Source organism: Frateuria edaphi (genome assembly GCF_021117405.1).
GTDB lineage: Bacteria > Pseudomonadota > Gammaproteobacteria > Xanthomonadales > Rhodanobacteraceae > Frateuria_A > Frateuria_A edaphi.
In genome coordinates this window covers 788000-809962 of sequence record NZ_CP088251.1, presented here as the reverse complement: position 1 = coordinate 809962, position 21963 = coordinate 788000, and the positions used below count along the sequence as shown (strand labels likewise).

The window sequence follows — 21963 nt, the reverse complement described above, 5'->3', positions numbered from 1 at the left end:
GGCCGTGTCAGGCACGGCACCACGTGCTTATTGCCAACGGTCCCTGCTGCATCCCGATGCGCGCTGCTTCTCCCCCTTCCTTCCATGAGAGGGCAGTACGCGGGCTCATCATGCGAGGGCGAGTCAGGAACCCCCCCGACGTCGCTGCAGGACCATCCGTCAACCTCCCCGCCAACGGATTCGTCGACAATAAGCAGGAAATTACGGTGCAACAAGGGTGAATTTTTCCTAGGGGTTTGAACTGTGATGGCCGCTGTTAGGACCTTGCGAAAACCGCGTCACAGCGCGGTTACAGACGGGCCGGCCCGCGTGGCCCACGCACAAAAAAAGCCCGGCCGGGCCGGGCTTTGGAAGCCGATTCGAAGACCTCGCTAGAGCATGCCGGTCTCAAGCTTGGCCGCATCGGACATCATCGAATGATTCCACGGCGGATCGAACACCAGGTCGACATCCGCCTCGCCGACCGTCGGGATCAGCTCCAGTTTCGTGCGCACGTCGTCGACCAAGATATCGCCCATGCCGCAACCGGGCGCGGTCAGTGTCATCTTTACGTAGACCTTGCGCGTGGCGTTGTCGCCCGCTTCGATCGACACGTCATAGACCAGCCCCAGTTCCACCACGTTGATCGGGATCTCCGGGTCGAACACCGTGCGCAGCTGCTGCCAGACCAGCTTCTCCACGTCCTGGTCGCTCGCATCGGCGGCCAGCTCGATCGGCGGCGGCGGCTCCTTGCCCAGCGCGTCGGCGTCGTGGCCGGCGATGCGGAACAGGTTGCCTTCCACGTACACGGTGAAGCTGCCGCCCAGGGCCTGGGTGATGTAACCGATCTGGCCGGCCGGCAGCGTCACGCTCTCGCCCTGCGGGACCATCACGGCCACGCAGTCGCGTTCCAGGGTGAAGGGTTCGCTGCTCAGACTGAAACCACTCATGCCGATCCTGCCGATACTCAAGGCCGCGCGGGGACGCGGCGGAAGCGACCTATTATGCCGCGCCCGCGGCGTATCCCGCTGATCAAGATCAGGCCGGGGCGGCCGATCTCAAGCAATGCACACGCGCGCGCAGCCGGGCTGGACGCTTGTGCGGGTTATCATGTGCGTTTGTTTCGACGATCCGGGAGCCGCATGCCGTTCGACCTTCCGCCACCGCGTGGGCTGTGCCCGTGCGCCTGATCCCGCTGCTGTTCGCCGCCTTCAGCGCAGCCATGCTGGGCCTCGCTGCCGGCGCGGTCTGGATGCTTCCGACGATGGCGCTGCAACGCCCGCTGCCCGCGCTTGCGCCGCTGGTCGGCGCCCTGCTGGCGCTGGCCATCCGCAGTTGGGTGCGACCGGCCGGGCGCGTGGCAGCTGTGCTGGCCGCGGGCGCGACCGTACTGGCTGCCGCCTACGTGGACGTGCTGACTGCCGCCGCGCGCATCGCCGGCTCCATGGACATCGGCCTGCTCGACGCGTTGCGCGGCGCCGGCCTGACGATGCTGCTGTCGCTGGCCGAACTGGCGGTACGGCCGACCGGTATCGCGTTCACCCTGGCCGGCGCGCTGCTGGCCGGCTGGATCGCCAGTCGCCAGCCGCGAAAGGCTTCCTAGGGCGGGCTTCAGCGCGCCGCTTCCCGAACGAGCCCTCGTGTACCGACACCCACGCTACGCCGCTACGCGTCCAGCGCCTTGAGCGCCGCCACCAGCTCTGCCGCCACCGCCTGCCCGTCGCCGTAGAGCATGCGCGCGTTGTCGGCGTAGAACAACGCGTTCTCGATGCCGGCGAAACCGGTGCCCTTGCCGCGCTTGACCACGATGACGTTCCGCGCCGCCGCCACGTCCAGGATCGGCATGCCATAGATCGGCGAGGCCGGGTCGGTCTTGGCGAGCGGGTTGACCACGTCGTTGGCGCCGATCACCAGCGCCACGTCGGTGCTTGGGAATTCGGCGTTGATCTCGTCCATGTCCGCGATCAGGTCGTACGGCACGCCGGCCTCGGCGAGCAGCACGTTCATGTGCCCCGGCATGCGCCCGGCCACCGGATGAATGGCGAACTTCACCTTGACGCCGCGCTCGATCAGCTGCCGCGCGAACTCCCACACCTTGTGCTGTGCCTGCGCCACGGCCATGCCGTAGCCGGGCACGATCACCACGCGCTCGGCGTACGCCATCATCACGGCCGCGTCGCTCGCCTCGATCGGCTTCTGCGCGCCGCCGATCGCCTGCGCCGCGCCCGTGGTGGCGCCGAAACTGCCGAACAGCACGTTGCCCAGCGAACGGTTCATCGCACGGGCCATCAGCTGGGTGAGCAGCGTGCCGGCAGCGCCGACCACGGTACCGGCGATGATCATCGCCTCGTTGCCCAGCACGAAACCCTCGAACGCCACCGCCAACCCGGTGAACGCGTTGTACAGCGAGATCACCACCGGCATGTCGGCACCGCCGATCGGCAACGTCATCATCAGGCCGAACAGCAGTGCCAGCGCGAAGAATCCCGCGATAGCCCACGGCGCCAGCGTGCCGGTGACCAGTACCGCGCCCAGCGCGATGGCAAGCACCAGCAACAGCAGGTTGAACGCGCGTTGCCCCGGAAACACGAAACGCCGGTCCAGCCACCCCTGCAACTTGGCGAAGGCGACCAACGAACCGGAAAAGCTCACCGCACCGATCAACGCACCCAGCACCGCCAGCGCGAGCTGCACGGTGCCGGGCGCCTCCCCGTCCGCGGTGAAGCGGCCACCGTCGAGCAGGGTGACCGCCGCACCCGAGAAGGCGACCAGCTCGGCCGCGCCGATCGCCGCCGCCGCGCCGCCGCCCATGCCGTTGTACAGCGCGACCATCTGCGGCATGGCGGTCATCGCCACGCGGCGTCCGGACCACCACGCAGCCAGTGTGCCCAGCAGCAACGCGGCCAGGATCAGTCCGCGGTTGGCCAGCCCCGGCAGCGCGAAAGTCGCCACCACCGCCAGCGCCATGCCCACGCCGGCCCACACGATGCCGCCGCGCGCGCTGCGCGGGGAACTCATGCGCTTCAGGCCCAGGATGAACAGCAACGCGGCGAGGAAGTAGCAGCCCTTGATCACCCACGGCAGCCAGGCCATCAGCGGGGCTCCCCGCCGCCGGGGCGGCTGGACTTGAACATCTCCAGCATCCGCTCGGTGACCACGTAGCCGCCAGCCGCGTTGCCGGCGCCCAGCAGCACGCCGACGAAACCGATACCGATTTCCAGTGGCGTCTGCGCGTGCCCCAGCGCGATCATGGCGCCGACCAGCACGATCCCGTGAATGAAGTTCGAACCGGACATCAGCGGCGTGTGCAGGATCACCGGCACCCGCGCGATGATCTCGTAGCCCGTAAAGGCCGCGAGCATGAAGACATACAGCGCCAGGAAACCGTCGAGCATGACCCCTTCCCCTGTCCGCGCGCCCCTTCGAGCGGTTGTGACCGCATCATACGGTCGCGCGTCAACCCGTGCGAGCCTGCCGCGTTGAAGCATCCGACCGAACCGGAACCGGGCCAGCGAGCCGATGACGCGGATCTCGATGCCATGAACAGCCTTGCAGGCACCCTGGACAGCGACCTGCTGGTGCCCCAGGAACGCGCCGTGCCGGCGACGCTGGACGCGTTCCTGGCCGACGTGGAACGCCGCGCCTTCCGCCTGGCCGAATTGCAGCTGGGCCACCGCGAGGACGCGCTCGACGCGGTACAGGACGCCATGCTGCGGCTGGTCAGGAGCTACCGGGACAAGCCCGCACAGGAATGGACGCCGCTGTTCTGGGGCATCCTGCGCCGGCGGATCGTGGACCTGCAGCGTCGCCGCAAGGTGCGCTCGATCGTGGTCGGCTGGCTTGGTGGACGCGACGACGACGGTGAGGACCTGCCCGCGTGGGAGCCGCCCGACAACGGCCCGAGCCCACTGCAGCGGCTGCACGACAGCCAGTCCTGGGCCGACATCTCCGCCGCGGTGCAACGCCTGCCGCAGCGCCAGCGCGAAGCGTTCTTGCTGCGCATGCTCGAAGGCCTGGACGTGGCGCAGACCGCCCAGGCGATGGGCTGCTCCGAAGGCAGCGTGAAAACCCACCTTTCGCGCGCCATGCACCACCTGCGCGACCAACTGGAGGACTGGCAATGACGCCCGATCCCGACAAGTCCCGTCCTGACAGGCCCGATCCCGACAAGCTGGCCCGGCGCGCCCGCGCGCTGTACCTGGACGCCAGCCGGCAACTCGACCCGGCCACCGCCGGCCGCCTGCGCGCCGCGCGCCGGCAGGCGCTGGACGCCGCGCGACCGGCGCCCGCAAAACTGGTACCGCGCCTGCTGCTGCCGGCCGGCGCCTTCGCGGTGCTCGCGCTGGCGACGCTGATGATCTGGCAACCGCTGCGCAACATGGATCACGCGCCTTCGCGCGCGGTGCCGGCGGCGACCACCGTCGATGCCGACAGCGACCTGCCGCCGGACGCCGACATCGCCGATCCGCAGCTGTATCAAAACCTCGATTTCTACGGTTGGCTGGCCGCCAACGACCGCGTGAAGGTACGTCGCTGACCCATGACCCGCTTCGCACTGCTCCCACTGCTGCTCGCCCTGGCTGGCGTGGCGCCGCTGCATGCGCAGGACGCGCCGCCCCCCAGCGCTTCTTCCGCGCCCGCGGCTGCGCGCCCCTGGCAAAGCCTGGATCCGGCCCAGCAGGACGTGCTCGCCCCGCTGCGCGGCCACTGGAACGAGATGTCGCCACGCAAGCAGGCGCACATGCTCAAGCGCGCCGAACACTGGGTCACCCTGCCGCCTGACCGGCGCGAGGAGATCCGTCAGCGCATCGCCCGCTGGCAGACGATGTCGCCCGAACAGCGCGAACGCGCCCGCGAAAACATGCACAAGTTCCACCGCCTGCCGCCGGAGCAGCGCGCGCGACTGCACGAGGCCTACGAACAGTTCCAGCACATGCCGCCCGACCAGCGCGAGCGGCTGCTGCGGCAGTGGCGCTCGCAGACGATCGAACAGCGTTTGCAAGGGCTTGAGCATCCGCCGGGACCGCCCCCGCCCGCGCCGCCTCCGCCGCCCCGGCGTCCGCCAGGGCACTGACTGGAATCCATCCCTGCCTCCCCTTGGGGTGGGGAGCGGGCTGAGTGCTCGGCGGTCCGGAAATCTTCCTTCCGGAGGGTGTGCGGGGCTACGCCGCCTGACCAGGAAACCGCGGTTCGCCACCATGCGTGAGGCAGGTCCTGGCAACCAGCTCATCCTCGAAATCCGGCTGCAGCGCGCCATCGCGCGACAGCAGCTCGACGAAGTTGAACACGTTGCGCGCGTACATCTCCGACGCATGCAACGGTGCACCAGCCGGCAGGTTCAGCGGACCGAGGATGGTGATCCCGGAATGATCCACGCGCTCGCCCGGCCGGGTCAGCTCGCAGTTGCCGCCGCTCTCGGCGGCGAGGTCCACGATCAGCGCGCCCGGCTTCATGCCTTCCACCATCGCCGCCGTCAGGATCTTCGGGGCCGGGCGACCGGGCACCGCCGCGGTGCTCACGATCACGTCCACGACCTTCAAATGCTCGGCCAGCGCCTGCTGCTGCGCGCGGCGCTCGTCCTCCGACAGCTCGCGCGCGTAACCGCCGCTGCCGGCGGCACTGACACCGAGATCCAGGAACTTGGCGCCCAGCGATTCGACCTGCTCGCGCGTTTCCGGCCGCACGTCGTAGCCCTCGATCTGCGCGCCAAGCCGCCGCGCCGTGGCGATCGCCTGGAGGCCCGCGACACCGGCGCCGATCACCAGCACGCGCGAGGGGCGGATGGTCCCGGCGGCGGTGGTCAGCATGGGAAAGAACTTCGGGCAGGCCTCGGCGGCGATCAACATCGCGCGGTAGCCGGCCACCGCAGCCTGGGAACTGAGCACGTCCATCGCTTGCGCGCGGGTGGTGCGTGGCAGCAGTTCCAGCGCAAAAGCGGTGAGCCGCCGCTTGCCGAGCGCCGCGATGCGCGCGGCCGCGCCGTGCGGACGCAGCTGGCCGACCACGATGGCGCCCTCGCGCAACTGGCCCAGCGCTTCGTCCGTCGGCGGCAACACACACGCCAGCAGGTCCGACTGCGCCAGCACCTGCGAAGCATCGCCAAACTCGACATCGACGTACGTCGCATCCGGGAAGCCCGCGGCCGCCCCTGCACCGTGCTCCAGCAGCACCCGCACTTCCTTGCCGCGCAGCTTGCGCGCGATCTCGGGCGTGATCGCCACCCGCCGCTCGCCCGCCGCCACCTCGCGCAACGCGCCTACCGTGATCGCCATACGGTTCCCCCGGGACCTGACAGCTCATCCTAGCCCAACGGCCAGGGCCGCAAGCACCGGCCCGCTTGACCGGCGCCGAGCCAGGCGCAGTAGACTGGCCCACCGGCAGTGCCACGGCTGGCGCACACGGGGTCTTTGCAAGGGAGATCCCATGTTTACTCCGATGCCCGTTCCCGTTGTCGATCCGCTGATGCTCGCCGCCCGCGAAGCGCGCGAGCTGGCTTATGCGCCCTATTCGAACTTCCGCGTCGGCGCCGCCGTCACCACCCGCGACGGCCGTACCTTCACGGGATGCAACGTGGAAAACGCCTCCTACGGCTTGTGCAACTGCGCCGAGCGGACCGCGCTGTTCAACGCCATCGCGGCCGGTTGCCGGCCTGGCGATTTCGTGCAGCTGGCGGTGATCGCCGACACGCCCGGGCCGGTGAGCCCCTGCGGCGCCTGCCGGCAGGTGATGGCGGAACTCTGTGACGAGGCCATGCCGGTGCTGATGGGCAACCTCGCCGATGCGCTGGAGGAGACCACCGTCGGACGGCTGCTGCCCGGTTCGTTCCGCCTGCCCTGATCCCGGAGCGAGGGATGGGCTTCGCCCTCACTGTCGCGAGGGCGCAGGTCTGAAGCCCACCCTGCGCACACCGACCTCACCCGGCCGTGGCGGCTATCATGGGCGGCCCGCCCTTTTCCGAGCCCGCCATGCCCCCTGCGCTCGAGCTGCTGATGCAGCGCCACTCCGTCCCTTCGCGCCAGCTCGGCGAGCCGGCGCCACAGGGTGCCGAACTACACGCACTGCTGGAAGCCGCCGTGCGCGTGCCGGACCACGGCAAGCTGGTGCCGTTCCGTTTGATCGAACTGCGCGGCGACGCCAAGCAGGCGTTCGGCGACCAGCTGGCCGCCATTGCCGCGCGCAACCCGGCGTTGTCCGAGTCCAAGCGCGAGAAGGAGCGCACTCGCTACGCCTTCGCCCCGTTGGTGCTGGTCGTGGTCGCGCGGGTCACCGCGGGCAGCAAGGTCCCGCCGATCGAGCAGGAGATCGCCGCCGGTTGCGTGGCCTACAACCTGCTGCTGGGCGCGCATGCGCTGGGCTACGGGGCGCAGTGGCTGACCGGCTGGGCGGCCTACGACGAGGCCGTCGCCGCGATCCTGCGGCTGGCTGGCAACGAGCGGGTAATCGGCTTCGTGCATGTCGGCACGCCGCAAATCGAGGTGCCCGACCGCGAACGACCGACCGTCGCCGAGGTGCTTTCGACGTGGACGCCATGACCACCGCGACGCCCGCCGTCCACCTGGTGGACGGCAGCCTGTACGTGTTCCGCGCCTGGCACTCGATGCCCGACCAGTTCCACGACGCCGACGGCCGTCCGGTCAACGCCGTGCACGGCTTCACCCGTTTCCTCTGCGAGCTGCTGGAAAAGAGTCGCGCCGAACACGTCGCGGTGGCCTTCGATGCCTCGCTGACCAGTTCTTTCCGCAACGCCATCTACCCGGCCTACAAGGCCAATCGCGAACTGCCGCCGCCGGACCTGGAGCGCCAGTTCGTACTCTGCCGCGCGATCACCGAGGCGCTCGGCATCACGGTGCTGATCGACCACAGCTACGAGGCCGATGACCTGATCGGCAGCGCGCTGTGGAGTTTGCGCGGCCACGGCCTGGACAGCGTGATCGTCTCGGCCGACAAGGACTTCGGCCAGCTGCTGGGCGAGCGCGACGAACAATGGGACTTCGCCCGCAACGTGCGCTGGGGACCGGCCGGCGTGCACGAGAAGCTCGGCGTACACCCGCACCAGGTCGCCGACTACCTGGCGCTGTGCGGCGACGCGGTGGACAACATCCCTGGGGTCCCCGGCATCGGCGCCAAGACCGCCGCCGCCCTGCTCGCTCACTTCGGCAGCCTGGACGTCCTGCTGGAACGCGTCGACGAAGTCGCCTTCCTGCGCATCCGCGGCGCGGCCGCCTGCGCCGCACGGCTGCGCGAGCACGCGGAGCTGGCCCTGTTGTGCCGTCGCCTCACCCGCATCGCGCTGGATGCACCGGTCGCGCCGGCCGCCGATGCACTGCGCCGTCGAGCCGGCAACGGACAGCTGGAGGCGGTGTGCGAACAGCTGCGCCTCGGTCCGCTGACCCGCTCGCGATTGCGAGCGCTGGCGGGCTTCGGGGCGGATTGAGGTCCGCGCACGCGATGGCGGGGCAATCCCCGTTTTCGATCCGCAGCGCACGGGCTGGCCGCGACAGGCACAAACGCGTTGACGAGCATTGTCGATTTCAGGGCGCGCTTTTCGTCGTCAGTGCATCACAGACAACGGAGTTCCCATGAAATACCTCGGCCTGGCCTACTTCATCCCCGAAAAATTCGCCGAACTGGCGCCGGACGATGTCAAGGCATTGGTAAGCCAGTGCCCGGCACTGGACGAAAAAATGCGCGCTACCGGCAAGGTGCTGGTTTCCGCGTCGCTCGGCGACCTGGACGGCTGGAGGACACTTCGCCCGCGCAGCGGCAGGACGCACGTCAGCGACGGGCCTTACACCGAATCGAAGGAAGTGGTGGGCGGCCTCTTCATCATCGAGGCGGACAGCCTTGACGAAGCGCTGGGCATCGCATCCATGCACCCGGCCGCCACGCTGGGCGAAGAAGGTGGATGGGCCGTCGAGCTTATCCCCCTGGATTTCTTCATGGCTCGATGAGGGCGTTGACGCAGCCGATGGGACGTGCGCCGGTGCGAATCGACGTGGCGTTCCTTTCGCCATCATGGCGACGGAACGGTCGCGACTACGGTGCTCCCCTCATAGGTGCCAAATGCGAAGCGCGTGAACGCAGGGTTCCATGCGACCGGAGATGTCACGCCCAGCCCCGTGCCGGTCGCGAACGAGTGGCGCAGGGAGCCATCGGACACACGCCAGAACCGGATGATGCCGCGTTGGTCGAAGCCTTCCGGCGTTTCGAATGGCTGGTATCCCGTCGTGACAAGCCGCGTCCCGCTCGGCGAGAAGCGCACGAAGGACACGTCTTCATTGGTCGTCGGGTTGGTGAACCGCCGCAACACCGTGCCATCGGAGACGCGGAACAAAGTCGTCTCGTTGGGCGTGCGGACGTACGCCGCCAGCGTCATGCTGTCGGGCGAGAACTGCATGGGCGTAGTCCCGCGCACGTTACCGCCGCCGATCAACTGCACAACGGCGCCGTCGCTGCGGCGCCGGATAGTGATCGTGCCTTGCGACGCCGAAGCCTGCAGCGCGTTGTCCGGCGAGAACACCCAATTGGTCGAGATCTTCTGATAACCGGTACCGGCCAGGCTCAATGTCGAAAAGCTCGCCACGCTCCAATGATCGAAGCCGCCATCGCCTGTGAACGCGGCCAACTGCGCGTCCGGCGCAAAAGCGACGACGCCGTTCGCCTGTAACGTCCCGACGAGCTTGCCGACGAACACGCCATCCGCCGCGCGATGCACTCGCCAGGTCCATCCCTGCCCGGAGTTGTGTGCGGCGATCATCGCGCCGTCGGTGGAGAAGATCGCCTGATCGGCGGTACCGGAGCCGATGGGGGTCTGCAGCGTCGACCACTGGAGGGCCCCGTTCGACGCCGCCCGCGCGCGGACCCAGCGATCTGTCGACCCGACGGCGATGCGCCCGCCCGCGGGCGACCAACCAACCCCGACGATGGAATTGGCGAGCCCGCTGGGCGTGGGAACGGACCAGACGATTCGCGGGGAGGTCTGGGCGTGGAGGCCTCCCGTCGAAAGCCACAGGCCTAGGACCAGCGCCGAAACGGAGCGTTGCAGAGTCATGGCCGCCTCCCTTTGCCGCGCGGATCTGCGTACTTTTGAGTGCCGCGGCGCCCGCGCGGAAGTTCGACTGCGCGCCACGTCGTGAAGAGTCGTTTAAGCCACTGTTTAGGATGCGAGGCGCGAGTCCGGCCACGACGAAATGGCTTCCTTCGATACCGGAGGAAGCGCCGCCGGCGAGCTGTTGCAGGCGATCTCCTGCCATCCCGTGCGCGTCGCCAGGGATTTTCACGGCCAGCCCCATCGATCGGGTCGCGGTGTCCTGCTCGGCCGCCGAAAGCAGGCGCGATTGCCCGGCCACGCCAAGCGCGGCACCATGCCGTACTTCTTGCGCCGATAGCCTTATGAATGACAACCGCATCCCCGACGACGCCCGCGCCCCGGTCGAAACCCTCTGCGAAGGCCGCTGGCTCAGCCTGCGCAAGCGCGGACGCTGGGAATATGCCGAGCGCAACAATCCCGGCGGGGCGGTCATCATCGTGGCGGTGACGCCGGCGGACCGCGTGCTGTTCGTCGAGCAGTACCGCGTGTCGATCCTCAAGCACACCATCGAGATGCCGGCCGGGCTGGTGGGCGACCTGGCCGAGCAGTTGGACGAAAACGCGTTGCTGGCGGCCGCGCGCGAGCTGGAGGAAGAGACCGGCTACCGTTGCGGGCAGGTGGAATTCATCCACGAGGGCCCCTCCTCCTCGGGCATGAGCACCGAGATGATCGCCTTCGTGCGCGCCCACGACCTGGTCCGGGTCGGCGCCGGCGGCGGAGACGAGAGCGAGAATATCGTGGTCCATGAAGTACCCCGCCAGGAGGCCGGCGCCTGGCTGTTCGCGCGTGCCGCCGAGGGCTATTCGATCGACCCGAAGCTGTTCGCCGGACTGTGGTTCCTGGAGCACGCAGCCCAGGCTGGGTCCCGGGCGGGGCACCCGCGCTAAAGATTTTACGGCCGCGGCCGATTCCCGAGGGTGTCGCCTCCTATCGACATCCCTACTGCCACGGAATCCGCCATGAAAATCCTGCTCGCCTCCGCCCTGTTCCTGCTCGTGCCGATGGCCGCGCATGCCGCCTGCTCGCCGACCGACTTCGCCGTGCAGGATTTCAAGATCGCCGCCAGCGGCGGCCGCCTGAGCCTCAAGGGCCAGCTGGTCAACCATTGCGCCGAGCCCGCGGCCGCGCAGATTTCCATCGACGCCAAGGACTCCAGCGGCAAGGTGCTGGCGAGCAAGAAGGGCTGGCCGGCCGGTACCGCCAATATCGCCCCGGGCCAGTCGGTCGACTTCGACCTGGGCCGCCTGTTCCGCTACCAGTCGGACATGCAGAGCTTTACCGCCGGCGTGGCGAACGTGCGTACCTGGTAAGCATCGGACTGGATGCACCCCAGCAAAAAAGGCCCCGATCGGGGCCTTTTTTGTTTCTGGTCTTTCCCAGGAAGGTGGGTTCGGGTCGCCAGCCGAGTCGTAGCGAGCCACGACCCCTCCCCCTCCCCGGAGGGGAGGGGAGCCAGCTCGCGGTTACCAGATGTGCACGCGCTGCTTCGGGTCGAGGTAGAGCTTCTGGCCCGGCTTGGGATCGAACGCCTGGTACCAGGCGTCGATGTTGCGCACGGTCTGCGCGCGGTAGCGGCCCGGCGCGTGGCCATCGGTGATGATCTGCTGGCGCAGCGCCGCGTCGCGGGTCTTGCTGCGCCAGGACTGCGCGAAGGCCAGGAAGAAGCGCTGCGCGCCGCTGAGCCCGTGCATCTCCGGAGCCGGCTTGCCACCCAGTGACTTCTGGTAGGCGATCCAGGCGGCGGTCAGGCCCGAGACGTCGGCGATGTTCTCGCCGAGGGTCTGCTGGCCGTTGATGTGCAGGCCGGGCAGCGGCTCGTAGGCGTTGTACTGCTCGACCAGCTTCTGGCCGGCCGCCTTGAAGTGGGCCAGGTCTTCGGGTGTCCACCAGTTGGCCAGGCGTCCCTGGGCGTCGAACTCGGCGCCGGTGTTGTCGAAGCTGTGGCTGATCTCGTGGCCGATCACCGCGCCGATGGAACCGTAGTTGGCCGCCGCGTCCGCCTTCGGATCGAAGAACGGCGCCTCGAGGATCGCCGCCGGGAAATTGAGCGCGTTCTGCAGGGGCAGGTTCACCGCGTTGACGGTCTGCGGCGTCATCCACCACTCGCCACGATCCACGCTCTGGCCCAGCTTGGCCTTCTGGTGGCGGTACTCCTGCTCGACCGCGCGCAGGTGGTTGCCGAGCGCGTCGTCCGGCTTGACCACCAGTGAGCTGTAGTCGCGCCAGGTTTCCGGGTAGCCCACGCCCACCTTGAGCGATTCGATCTTGGCCTTGGCCTTCTGCTTGGTGGCGTCGGTCATCCAGTCGAGCTGGTCCACGCGCTCGTCGAACGCGGCCAGGATGTTCTTGACCATGTCCTGCACTTCGGCCTTGGACGAGGCCGGGAAGTACTTCTTCACGTAGATCTGGCCGACCGCGTCGCCCAGGTCGTTGTTGACCGCGCCGATCGCGCGCTTCCAGCGGTCGCGCTGCTTGGGCGTGCCGGTCAGGGTGTGGCCATAGAACTCAAAGCTGGCATCGGCGTACGCCTTGGGCAGCAGGCCAGCGCTTTCGTTGATGGTGTGGAAGGTGAGGTAGTCCTTCCAGGTCTCGAGCGGCTCGCTGGCAACGAGCGCGGAAAGACCCTTGATCGCCTCCGGCTGCCACGCGTCGACCACCGGCTGGCCGGCGAGGCCCGCCGCCTCGAAGTAGGCGTTCCAGTCCATGCCCGGCGCCTTCTGGGCATAGCTGCTGGCCGGCCAGGGGTTGTTCGCCTTGTGCACGTCCTCGCTCTCGACGAGGCTCGACTGCGCCTTGGCGATCTTCATCTCCAATCCGAAGATGGCGTCGGCCTTGGCCTGCGCGTCGGCCACGCCCGCGCGCTGCAGGGTGGCGGCCATGTAAGCCTTGTACTTGTCGCGGAAGCCGGCCATCTCCTTGTCGTCGCTCAGGTAGTAGTCGCGGTTGGGCATGCCCAAGCCGCCCTGCAGCAGATAGGCGATGTTGTGCGAGGGGTCTTCCAGGCCCTGCGTCACGAACAGGCCGAACAGGTGTTCGGTCTCCCAGTTGGTCGCGTTGATCGGGTCGACGTCGGCGCGCAGTTGGCCGCCGAGCACGCGCGAGAGATCGCTGCGGTTGCGGATCGCGTCGATCCTGTCCAGCTCCGGCTTTAGTGGCGTAAGGCCCGCCTTCTCGATCGCCGCCTCGTTCATGAAGGCGGCGTAGTAGTCGGCGATCTTGCGCTGGTCGCTGCCCGCGGCCGGATGACCGGCGCCGGCCTCGCGGATGATCTGCGCGTTGCGCTTCTCGGCCTTCTGGAACACCTGCAGGAAGATGCCGGTGCTTGCGCGGTCCGCGGGGATCACCGCGTTCTTGCGCCAGGTGCCATTGGCAAAATTGTCGAAATCGTCGCCCGGCTTGACCGAGTGATCCATGCCGGCCAGGTCCACGCCCATCGCGCCACCGGCCGGAATCCCCGCCGGCGCCTTGCCCTGCTGGGCTGCCGCCGCGAACGCCCCCGCGCTCACCGCCGAACCGCACAGCAGTGCGGTCGCCACCATCCATCGCATCGCTTGCATAGCCTTCGCTCCACGCCGAAACAGGCGCCCACGATAGCCGCGAACCGGCAAAGGGGTGTGCATGACCTCTGGGCTAGTCAAGCGGGTGCCCGGGGGCAGGCGCGCGTCCGTAGGAGGCCGCTTGCGAGGCGATCCGTGCGTCGCCGGTCGCCGAAGGTACGGCCCACGCAGGGCTCCGACAAAGGCTGGGGCGGCTTTCCGCAAGCCCCCACATCCGGCCCCCTCTCCGGAGGGGAGAGGGCGCAGCAGCTAGCGTGGCAAGGTCAGGCAGGCTCGCCGTGGTACAGCCAGTGCCGGGAGATGCGGGAAAGGCCCAGGCAGGCCACCAGGACCCAGGCCCAGGGCTTGGCCAGCAATGCACCGAGCACGCCCTGGTCGAGCGCGGGCAGCCACGCGCCGCCGTAGAGGGCGACGACGGCCAGCCCTCCCACGGCCATCGCTGCGACGAGCAGCGCGAGCAGGCGGCGTTCCAGGCGGGTATCCAGGCGCGCACTCGGCTGCACCTGCCGCGCCACGCGCCGGGCAAAATCGGCGGGCAGCTGGTCCGCCGATGGCTGCGCAAGCAGCTGTGCCATCAGGCGGTAGGTGCCCAAGGACGCATCACCATCCGTGGGGTCCAGGCCTGCGCGCTGGTCGGCCAGCGCCCGTTCCTGCAAGGACCACTCGTACTCTTCCAGGGGGGACAAACGCGGATCGTGGTTCATACGGCGACTCCCAGCGGGCTTTCCAGTACGCCACGAAGGCGCAGGCGCGCGCGGAACAGGTGACTCTTGATGGTGCCGGAGGCCAGGCCGGTGATCGTCCCGATTTCCGGGATGCTGGCCTCCTCCAGATGGTAGAGCGTGAGCACCGTGCGCTGCACCGGCGGCAGCGCATCGATGGCGGCGTGCAGGCGGCGCGCGACCTGCGCGTCGCCGAACGCCTGTTCCAGGTCGAAATCCCCGCCCAGGTTTTCCAGCGGCGAGGTGGCATCTTCGTCCGCGGCCGGCTCGAACAACGGGATGCGCTTGCGCTGCAGGTGGCGCAGCGCGATCGAATAGGCGACCTGCCCGATCCAGGATTTCAGCGCGCTCTCGTAGCGGTACTGGTGCAGGCACTGGTGCACCCGAAGGAAGGTCTCCTGGCACAGCTCACGCGCATCTTCCGGGTGGCGGACCATGCGGTAGATGATGTGCCAGCACAGGCCCTGGTAGGCACGCACGAGACGCTCGAACGCGCCGGGCGCGCCGCGCAACACGGCATCGACCAGGTCGCGGTCCAGGCTGGTTTCAGAGCGCTCGTCCATCGCCACTGGGATACGCGCGAGGGCCAAACGGTTGCAAGTGCCGGGAGTGCAACCGGCCGAACAGTGGCCGTCTCTCTTGTGGCGAACCCATCACCACAGGAGCACGACCGTGAATTTCGAGATCCTCATTCCCATCACGCTGTTTGTCTGCATCGCCTACGCCATCAAGGCGATCGTCGACGCGCGGGTACGCCGGCAGATGGTGACCGTGGGCGGTTCGGAGGGGCTGGTGCGCTCGGTGCTGGAGGGCGACGAGTTGCGTCGGCGGCATTCCTCGCTGCATTGGGGCATCGTGCTGGTGGCGCTGGCGGTCGGTTTCGGCCTGATCCAGGCGTTCGGCTGGCGCGACCTGACTCCCGGCATGGTTGCCGTGCTGGCCGGTGCAACCGGCCTGGGCAATCTGGTGTTCTACGGGATTGCGCGGAAACTGATCTGATTCCCCGCCCTGCACCCTCTCCCTTCCGGGGAGAGGGTGCTACACGTCTCAGTGCAGCACGAACAGCTTGTCGAAGCCGGCCACGCGCAGCGTGCCGCGCAGTTCGTCGCGGGCGTTGACGATGCGGATCTCGGCGCGGTCGGCGCCGGCGTGTTCGCGCAGCAGCAGCAGCATGCCCAGCGCGGAGCTGTCCATGCGGGTGACTTCGCCCAGGTCGATCACGTAGCTGCGCGCCTTGAGGCCCGAGCCCAGGCAGGCGTCGTGGAAGTCGCGGTGCATGCTGAAGTCGAAGTGCTCGCCCAGGTGCAGGGTCAGGCAGTCGGTGTCGCTGTCGTGGTGGACGTTGATGCTCATGGCCCAGGTTCCTTAGAAAAGTTCGATCTCGCCGGCGTCCATCGAGCTCTGCAGCGCCGGGCCGCGCGAGCGCAGGCGGGCCTTCTCCCGCTGCACGGCCAGGCGGGCGCGCACGCGCTGGGCGCGGGCCTCCAGCGCCGCCGCGTCGATCCTGCTGCAGGCCAGCTCCTCGATGTCGCGGGTGCAGTCGGCGGTGATTTCCTGCAGCTCGACCAGGCGCGAGCGGGTCTGTTGCAGCAGCTGGCTCAGGATGTCCTCGAACTGCAGCGAGCGGATCGTGGTGGAGACGTCGGAGCCCAGACCGCGGTTGATCTCGACCACCTGGTCGGCGACCGCATTGGTGCGCGCGTCCGACTCGGTGACGTGCGCCATCATCGCGTCGATGCCGCCCTTGGCCGACAGCGCGACGTTCAGATCCTGCGAAGCCATCGTGCCGACCAGCCCGCGCAACTGCTCCATCGCGGCGCGGGCGCGCTCGACGTGGCTGCCGATCTGCTCGTTGAACTGGTTGGAGTTGCTGGCCAGGTTGCGGATCTCGCCCGCCACCACCGCGAAGCCGCGGCCGGACTCGCCCGCGCGCGCCGCCTCGATCGAGGCGTTGAGCGCCAGCAGGTTGGTCTCCTCGGCGATCGTGTTGACGTTCTTGAGCAGGCCGAACACCGCGTCCATTTCCTTGGCCATGCCGTCGATGCGGTAGACGATGCGCAGGCTCTCGCGCGACATCTGCACGATCATGCCGACGAAGTGCTCCAGCAGGTCGCTGGTGCGCGCGGCGAAGTCCTGCACGGAGACGCCGCCGTTCTGCGCGTCGATGATCTGCTTGAGCAGCGACTGCTGCAGGCCGGTCTTCTGCGACAGGCCGTCGAAGCCGCCGCCCAGCTCCTGCACCGCGTCGCGCAGCAAGTCCAGGCCCTGGTGCAGTTCGCGGGTGGCGTGGCCGAGTTCATCGACCAGCGCGCTGCGCACGTCTTCCAGCGCTTCGCGCACGGGGGTGGGATCGACCGCCTCGGGCACGACCGCCTCGACGGCGGCCGCGCTGCGGCGGGCCTCGACGATCCAGGCGGCGGCCAGCGCGATCACCAGCACCGGCGCAAGCCAGGCCGGGTGCCAGAGCAGGCTGACCAGGAGCGCCACGGCGCTGGCCGAGAATCCGACCAGGTGACGGGTATGGAAGAAGGAGAGGATGGCGTTCATGGGTTCGTCCGCATTCAAAGGGCGGCGACGCGCGGGGCGCTGTCGATGGGTTGGCGCGCCAGCCTCAGCAGGCGCGCGGCAATCTGGTCCAGCGGAAGTGCTTCGCGGGCGGCGCCGAGTTTCCAGGCGGCGCCGGGCATGCCCCACACCACCGAGGTTTCTTCGTCCTGCACCAGCGTCGCGGCGCCGGCCTGGGACAGTTCCAGCAGCCCGCGCGCACCGTCATCACCCATGCCGGTGAGCAGCGCGGCGACCGCGGCCTTGCCGACGCTGGCCGCCATCGAGCGGAACAGCACGTCGACACTGGGCTTGTGCCGGTTCACCGGCGGACCGTCGTGCAGGCGGCAGACGTAACGCGCGCCATCCCACATCACCAGCAGGTGCTGCGAGCCAGGCGCGATGTAGGCATGGCCCTGCTGGATCGGCTGGCCATCGCGCGCCTCGTACACGCGCATCGCCGAGCAGTTGTCCATGCGCGTGGCGAACGGGCCGCTGAAGGCAGCGGGAATGTGCTGGGTGATGACGATCGGCGGCGCATCCGGCGGCATCGCCTCCAACACGGCGCGGATTGCCTCGGTGCCGCCGGTGGACGCACCGATCGCGATGATCGGGCTGCCGCCGCGCGTGCCTGCCGATTGCGACAGCGGCAGCACGGCATCGGCCGACAACCGCGGCGCCACTTCCAGCTTGCGCACGGCGGTGCGCGCGCGCGGCTTCGAGCGTGCGGCCGTCTTGACCTTGGCGCAGATGTCCTGCGCGCTGGCGGCAAAGACACCGGCCAGGTCGCTGGACGGCTTGGTGAAGAAATCCACCGCACCCAGCTCCAGCGCACGCAGCGTGACGTCGGCGCCCTGCTCGGTCAGCGAGGAGACCATCACCACCGGCATCGGCCGCAGGCGCATCAAATTTTCGAGGAAGGTCAGCCCGTCCATGCGCGGCATCTCGACGTCGAGCGTGAGCACGTCGGGGTTGAGCTGCTTGATCTTTTCGCGCGCGATCAACGGATCGGCCGCGGTGCCGACCACCTCGATCTGCGGATCGGAGGCAAGCATGGACGACAGGAGCTTGCGCACCAGTGCGGAATCGTCGACTACCAGAACTCGCACCTTGTCCATGCCGTTATGTCTCGAGCTTGCCTGTGAAATGAAGTGGAGCGGTGGCGCTGGGTCGTGAGGGCGTTGATCCGTCTGCACCGGAAATGGGCGCCGCCGGAACGGCGGATGCCGCGCCCCCACGGCCCAGCGCCACCAGAGGTCAGAACAGCTCCACCTCTCCCTTTATCGGATCGTTTGCCAAACGCTTGAGGTAGCCACGCTCGCCATCGACCAGCGCCGCGTCGCGCGTACCGCGCAACTGGCGCACGCGCACCCTGCCGCTGGCCGGGAAGTACTGGACCTGGCGCGGATACACGTCGCCGAGGTCGGAGGCGGCCACCTCGAGCCTTTCGGTGGCGAGGTAGCGCTGGATGAATTCGATGTTGCGCCGGCCGACGTCGGTCATCTGCGCCAGCACGCGCCCGCCACCGAAGACCTTCACCTCCAGGTCCTCGCGGTGGCCACCGGCCTTGAGGATCGCGTTGATCAGCTGCTCCATCGCATCGGAGCCGTAGCGCGCCGCGCGGCCGACCGCAGCCGTCCAGCTGTCGCGCTCACCCACCGGCTCGGGCAGCATGAAGTGGTTCATGCCGCCCACGCACCGGCGCCGGTCACGGATGCAGGCGGCGATGCACGAACCCAGTACGGTCGAAATCATCTCCTCCTGCGTGCATACGTAGAACTCGCCGGGCAGCACCTTCGCGGTGACGCACTGGTGGGTCGGATCCCAGAACCTGCGCAGATGCTCGAAACCGGGTAAAGCGGGTGCGATGGCCTGGCCCAGGGGCAGCCTCGCGACGACCTGGGTCATGCAATCTTTTTCCGATAAATGGTGCGGCCGATCAGTTCGAACTCGTCGGAAAGACCGTGCATGGACTCCGAATGGCCCAGGAACAGCGGGCCACCCGCGGGCAGCAGCCGCGCGAAGCGGCGGAACAGCTTCTGCTTGGTCGGCTGGTCGAAATAGATCACCACGTTGCGGCACAGGATCGCGTCGAACGGCCCCTGCATCGGCCAGTCGTGCAGCAGGTTGAGCGGCGCGATGGTGACCAGCTCGCGCAGCTTCGGATGCACGCAGGCCAGGCCCGCGTACTCGCCCTCGCCGCGCAGGAACCAGCGGTGGCGGCGCTCGGCGCTGACCCCTTCCAGCCGCTCGATGGGATAGACACCCTTCTGCGCCGCGGCCAGTGCCGCGGGCGAGAGATCGGTGGCGAGGATCTTCGCGTCGATGCTGCGGCCGCAGCGCTCCAGCGCCTCGGCCAGCACCATCGCCAGCGAATAGGGCTCTTCGCCGCTGGAACAGCCGGCCGACCAGATGCGCAGGCGATCGCCTTCGCGACGCTTCTGCTCCAGCCAGCGCGGCAGCATCTCGTTGGTCAGCGCCTCGAAGTGGTGCACCTCGCGGAAGAACGCCGTCACGTTGGTGCTGATCGCGCTGGCCAGCTCGCCCAGCTCGCTGTCGGGGTCGGTGCGCAGCAGCTGGCAGTAAGCGTCGAAGCCCTTCAGGCCCAGCGCCCGCAGGCGACGCACCAGGCGCCCCTGCACCAGCTGGTGTTTCTGCTCGCTGAGCGCGATGCCGCAGTGCTGGTAGACGAACGTGCGCAGGAACTGGAACTCGTCATCGCCGAGCACGGGGCCGGTGAGGCCGGCCGTCGCTTGATCCTGGCTGGCGACCGCGTTCATCGCTCAGAACTCCTTCCACACGCCCGCGTCGGCTGCCACGGCGGCCGGTTCGGCCGAGCGCATGGCGCGCACCGGAGGCGTGTTGCGTACGGCGGCGAACACGGCCTCGGCCTCGGCGACCACGGACGACGACTGCGGCTTCACCGGTGCGGGCGCCGCCGCCGCATCGCCCTCGAGGCGGAAGAACGCGACCTGGCGCGACAGCTCGCCGGCCTGCTCCTGCATGGCGCGGGCGGCCGCAGCAGCCTCCTCCACCAGCGCGGCATTCTGCTGGGTCATCTCGTCCATCTGCAGCACGGCGTGGTTGACCTGGTCGATGCCGGCCGACTGTTCCTGGCTGGCCGCGGCGATCTCGGCCACGATGTCGGTGACCTTCTTGACGCTGTCGACGATCTCGGCGAGCGCCTTGCCGGACTGGTCGACCAGCTCGGAACCGGCCTTGACCTTCTCCGCGCTGTCGTTGATCAGCGCCTTGATCTCCTTGGCCGCGCCGGCCGAGCGCTGCGCCAGGTTGCGCACCTCGGTGGCGACGACCGCGAAGCCGCGGCCCTGCTCGCCTGCACGCGCCGCTTCCACGGCCGCGTTGAGCGAGAGCAGGTTGGTCTGGAAGGCGATCTCGTCGATCAGGCTGACGATGTCGGAAATCTTGCGGCTGGAGGCGTTGATTTCCTTCATCGCCACGACCGCCTGGGAGGCCACTTCGCCGCCGCGCTCGGCCTGTTCGCGGGCGCCGCGGGCCAGCTGGTTGGCGTGGCTGGCGTTCTCGGCGTTCTGCTTGACGGTGGAGGTCATCTCCTCCATCGAGGAGGCCGTTTCCTCCAGGCTGGAGGCCTGTTCCTGCGTACGCTGCGAAAGGTCGTCGTTGCCGCGGGCGATCTGCTGCGCGGCGGTGCTCACCGCGCCGGAGCCGTGGCGAACCTCGCCGACGATCGCCGACAGGCGCTCGTCCATGCTGCGGAACGCTTCCAGCAGCTGGCCCAGTTCGTCGTTGCGCTTGACCTCGATGGCGTGGCCGAGCTTGCCCTGGGCGATCTCGCGGGCGACGCGGCCGGCGTAAGTCAGCGTGCCGATGATCGAGCGGCTGAGCGAGAGCGCCATCCAGGCGGCGATCAGAAGACCGGCGGCAAGCGCGCCGATGCTGATGGCGCGGATCCATTGGAAGCGCTTGACCTGTGCCTCGTAGATGCCCTGGGCCTCGGCGCGCTGCAGGTCGGCCAGTTTCGCCAGCGACTCCTGGCGCAGCATCAGCAGCGGGCGCACCTCCATGTCGAGCACGTCCAGCGCACCGGCATCGTTCTGGTTGAGCGCGTCCAGCATGTCCTTCTTGGCGCTCTGGTAATCCTCGTTGGTCGAGAGGTAGTCCTTGTACTGCTTGGCGATCGCCTCGCCCTTGGGGAAGCCCTCGAGCATCTTCTTGTACTTGACGACGTTCGCCTGGTGTTCGGCGAACTCGGCCAGCTTCTGCTTCAGGGCCGGCTTGCCGACCAGGTTGCCCGCCTCGCCCAGCACGATGAAGGACAACAGCGAGCTCTGCTGCAGCTGGGCGACGACCTGGGCGGGAACGATCTCGTTCTCGTAGGTCGCGCGCATGCTTTCGTTCTGCAGCTGCATCGAGCCGATGCCGATCACGGCGCCGCCAACGAGCATGAGCATCAGCATGCCCATGACCACGCGCAGCCGGCCACGCACGGTCAGGGAGGGAATCTTGAACTTGAATTTCGGCATCTTCATGGGTGGTTCCTGTCAGGCCACGGCTTTAACGTCATTGGCCGCGGGCAAGGCGGCTTCCAGCATCTGCGCGTCCTGCGGTTGCAGCAGTTTGTCCACGTCCAGGAGCAGCACCATGCGGTCCTCGATGGCGGTCAGTCCCTTCAGGTATTCGGTGTCCACGGTGGTGCCCATGTCGGGCACCGGGCGAAGCTGGTCCGGGCGCACGTCCAGCACGTCGGAGACGGCGTCGACGATCACGCCGAACAGGCGCTCGGCGACGGTGACGATCACCGTGACGGTGGTCGCCGTGTACTCCTCGCGCGCGAGGCCGAAGCGCAGGCGCAGATCCAGCACCGGCACGATGGCACCGCGCAGGTTGAGCACGCCGAGCACGTAGTGCGGCGCCTGGGGAATGCGCGTGACCGGCGTCCAGCCGCGGATCTCGCGCACGGCCAGGATGTCGATGGCGTATTCCTCGTGCGCGAGGTTCACGGTGAGGTACTGGACCGCTGTGGCCGTTTCCGGGGCGGCGGGGTTCGCTGGATGGTTCATTTGCGTTTCCGCGGTGAGATACCGAGACA

26 protein-coding genes are annotated in these 21963 nt (G+C 68.4%); 11 read left to right on the top strand and 15 right to left on the bottom strand.

Features of this window, described 5'->3' with window-relative positions:
* Positions 1-371: 371 nt before the first annotated feature.
* Positions 372-929: a putative Fe-S cluster assembly protein SufT gene (gene sufT, locus LQ772_RS03670; protein WP_231324113.1), complete on the bottom strand. Its 558-nt coding sequence runs from the start codon at positions 927-929 to the stop codon at positions 372-374.
* 230 nt (positions 930-1159) lie between these two features.
* On the opposite strand from sufT, the gene LQ772_RS03665 reads away from it, so the two are divergent.
* Entirely contained in the window at positions 1160-1582 is a 423-nt protein-coding gene (locus LQ772_RS03665; protein ID WP_231324111.1) for a hypothetical protein, read from the top strand.
* Between the two features lie 62 nt (positions 1583-1644).
* On the opposite strand, the gene LQ772_RS03660 is transcribed toward LQ772_RS03665, so the two are convergent.
* Together LQ772_RS03660 and LQ772_RS03655 are read right to left on the bottom strand one after the other, a co-directional pair.
* Positions 1645-3072 carry an NAD(P)(+) transhydrogenase (Re/Si-specific) subunit beta gene (locus LQ772_RS03660; RefSeq protein WP_231324109.1) on the bottom strand — a complete coding sequence of 476 codons (1428 nt, stop codon included), beginning with the start codon at positions 3070-3072 and terminating at the stop codon, positions 1645-1647.
* On the bottom strand, positions 3072-3374 hold the full coding sequence (locus LQ772_RS03655) for an NAD(P) transhydrogenase subunit alpha part 2 (RefSeq protein WP_231324107.1): 303 nt from the start codon (positions 3372-3374) through the stop codon (positions 3072-3074). Before LQ772_RS03655 ends, LQ772_RS03660 begins: the two co-directional genes overlap by 1 nt.
* 144 nt (positions 3375-3518) lie before the next feature.
* Between LQ772_RS03655 and LQ772_RS03650 the strand changes: the two genes are divergently transcribed.
* Genes LQ772_RS03650 through LQ772_RS03640 form a run of 3 tightly spaced genes read left to right on the top strand, consistent with a single transcriptional unit; the run spans position 3519 to position 5053 of the window.
* A complete protein-coding gene (locus LQ772_RS03650) occupies positions 3519-4103 on the top strand; it encodes an RNA polymerase sigma factor (RefSeq protein ID WP_231324105.1) in 585 nt (194 codons plus the stop codon).
* The gene (locus LQ772_RS03645) at positions 4100-4516 is read left to right on the top strand and encodes a hypothetical protein (protein WP_231324103.1); all 417 of its coding nucleotides are present in this window, start codon (positions 4100-4102) and stop codon (positions 4514-4516) included. The genes LQ772_RS03650 and LQ772_RS03645 overlap by 4 nt, the downstream gene beginning before the upstream one ends.
* Before the next feature lie 3 nt (positions 4517-4519).
* Positions 4520-5053: a DUF3106 domain-containing protein gene (locus tag LQ772_RS03640; RefSeq protein ID WP_231324101.1), complete on the top strand. Its 534-nt coding sequence runs from the start codon at positions 4520-4522 to the stop codon at positions 5051-5053.
* Between the two features lie 88 nt (positions 5054-5141).
* Here the strand turns inward: LQ772_RS03640 and LQ772_RS03635 are convergent, their stop codons facing one another.
* Positions 5142-6251 carry an NAD(P) transhydrogenase subunit alpha gene (locus LQ772_RS03635; RefSeq protein ID WP_231324099.1) on the bottom strand — a complete coding sequence of 370 codons (1110 nt, stop codon included), beginning with the start codon at positions 6249-6251 and terminating at the stop codon, positions 5142-5144.
* Positions 6252-6414: 163 nt separating this feature from the next.
* On the opposite strand from LQ772_RS03635, the gene cdd reads away from it, so the two are divergent.
* The 4 genes from cdd to LQ772_RS03615 all read left to right on the top strand — a co-directional run bounded on the left by cdd (position 6415) and on the right by LQ772_RS03615 (position 8930).
* Positions 6415-6816 carry a cytidine deaminase gene (gene cdd / locus LQ772_RS03630; RefSeq protein ID WP_231324097.1) on the top strand — a complete coding sequence of 134 codons (402 nt, stop codon included), beginning with the start codon at positions 6415-6417 and terminating at the stop codon, positions 6814-6816.
* 128 nt (positions 6817-6944) lie between these two features.
* Positions 6945-7511: a nitroreductase family protein gene (locus LQ772_RS03625; protein WP_231324095.1), complete on the top strand. Its 567-nt coding sequence runs from the start codon at positions 6945-6947 to the stop codon at positions 7509-7511.
* Positions 7508-8413 carry a 5'-3' exonuclease gene (locus LQ772_RS03620; protein ID WP_231324093.1) on the top strand — a complete coding sequence of 302 codons (906 nt, stop codon included), beginning with the start codon at positions 7508-7510 and terminating at the stop codon, positions 8411-8413. The genes LQ772_RS03625 and LQ772_RS03620 overlap by 4 nt, the downstream gene beginning before the upstream one ends.
* A gap of 145 nt (positions 8414-8558) precedes the next feature.
* Positions 8559-8930 (top strand): YciI family protein, encoded by a 372-nt coding sequence (locus tag LQ772_RS03615; protein WP_231324091.1) that lies wholly within the window; start codon positions 8559-8561, stop codon positions 8928-8930.
* A 62-nt stretch (positions 8931-8992) separates the two neighbouring features.
* Here LQ772_RS03615 and LQ772_RS03610 read toward each other — a convergent pair whose 3' ends face one another.
* A complete protein-coding gene (locus LQ772_RS03610) occupies positions 8993-10030 on the bottom strand; it encodes a WD40 repeat domain-containing protein (RefSeq protein WP_231324089.1) in 1038 nt (345 codons plus the stop codon).
* 341 nt (positions 10031-10371) lie between these two features.
* Between LQ772_RS03610 and LQ772_RS03605 the strand changes: the two genes are divergently transcribed.
* Complete coding sequence (locus tag LQ772_RS03605) at positions 10372-10956, top strand: NUDIX hydrolase (protein WP_231324087.1); 585 nt, start codon at positions 10372-10374, stop codon at positions 10954-10956.
* Between the two features lie 72 nt (positions 10957-11028).
* Positions 11029-11379, top strand: coding sequence for a hypothetical protein (locus LQ772_RS03600; protein ID WP_231324085.1), 351 nt, complete (start codon positions 11029-11031; stop codon positions 11377-11379).
* A 153-nt stretch (positions 11380-11532) separates the two neighbouring features.
* On the opposite strand, the gene LQ772_RS03595 is transcribed toward LQ772_RS03600, so the two are convergent.
* The 3 genes from LQ772_RS03595 to LQ772_RS03585 form a co-directional block, all read right to left on the bottom strand.
* A complete protein-coding gene (locus tag LQ772_RS03595; protein WP_231324083.1) occupies positions 11533-13626 on the bottom strand; it encodes a M13 family metallopeptidase in 2094 nt (697 codons plus the stop codon).
* 263 nt (positions 13627-13889) lie between these two features.
* A complete protein-coding gene (locus LQ772_RS03590; RefSeq protein ID WP_231324081.1) occupies positions 13890-14330 on the bottom strand; it encodes a hypothetical protein in 441 nt (146 codons plus the stop codon).
* Positions 14327-14911 (bottom strand): RNA polymerase sigma factor, encoded by a 585-nt coding sequence (locus LQ772_RS03585; protein ID WP_231324079.1) that lies wholly within the window; start codon positions 14909-14911, stop codon positions 14327-14329. The genes LQ772_RS03590 and LQ772_RS03585 overlap by 4 nt, the downstream gene beginning before the upstream one ends.
* A 109-nt stretch (positions 14912-15020) precedes the next feature.
* On the opposite strand from LQ772_RS03585, the gene LQ772_RS03580 reads away from it, so the two are divergent.
* Complete coding sequence (locus LQ772_RS03580) at positions 15021-15347, top strand: hypothetical protein (RefSeq protein WP_231324077.1); 327 nt, start codon at positions 15021-15023, stop codon at positions 15345-15347.
* 48 nt (positions 15348-15395) lie between these two features.
* Here the strand turns inward: LQ772_RS03580 and LQ772_RS03575 are convergent, their stop codons facing one another.
* The 7 genes from LQ772_RS03575 to LQ772_RS03545 all read right to left on the bottom strand — a co-directional run bounded on the left by LQ772_RS03575 (position 15396) and on the right by LQ772_RS03545 (position 21934).
* On the bottom strand, positions 15396-15695 hold the full coding sequence (locus LQ772_RS03575) for an STAS domain-containing protein (protein ID WP_327473266.1): 300 nt from the start codon (positions 15693-15695) through the stop codon (positions 15396-15398).
* A gap of 18 nt (positions 15696-15713) precedes the next feature.
* Positions 15714-16895 carry a methyl-accepting chemotaxis protein gene (locus LQ772_RS03570; protein ID WP_231324073.1) on the bottom strand — a complete coding sequence of 394 codons (1182 nt, stop codon included), beginning with the start codon at positions 16893-16895 and terminating at the stop codon, positions 15714-15716.
* A 14-nt stretch (positions 16896-16909) separates the two neighbouring features.
* Positions 16910-18010, bottom strand: a complete 1101-nt coding sequence (locus LQ772_RS03565) for a protein-glutamate methylesterase/protein-glutamine glutaminase (RefSeq protein ID WP_231324071.1) — start codon at positions 18008-18010, stop codon at positions 16910-16912.
* Between the two features lie 139 nt (positions 18011-18149).
* On the bottom strand, positions 18150-18800 hold the full coding sequence (gene cheD, locus LQ772_RS03560; protein WP_231324070.1) for a chemoreceptor glutamine deamidase CheD: 651 nt from the start codon (positions 18798-18800) through the stop codon (positions 18150-18152).
* The gene (locus tag LQ772_RS03555; protein WP_231324068.1) at positions 18797-19672 is read right to left on the bottom strand and encodes a CheR family methyltransferase; all 876 of its coding nucleotides are present in this window, start codon (positions 19670-19672) and stop codon (positions 18797-18799) included. The genes cheD and LQ772_RS03555 overlap by 4 nt, the downstream gene beginning before the upstream one ends.
* Before the next feature lie 3 nt (positions 19673-19675).
* Entirely contained in the window at positions 19676-21403 is a 1728-nt protein-coding gene (locus LQ772_RS03550) for a methyl-accepting chemotaxis protein (protein ID WP_231324066.1), read from the bottom strand.
* 12 nt (positions 21404-21415) lie between these two features.
* Positions 21416-21934, bottom strand: coding sequence for a chemotaxis protein CheW (locus LQ772_RS03545; protein ID WP_231324064.1), 519 nt, complete (start codon positions 21932-21934; stop codon positions 21416-21418).
* Positions 21935-21963: the final 29 nt, after the last annotated feature.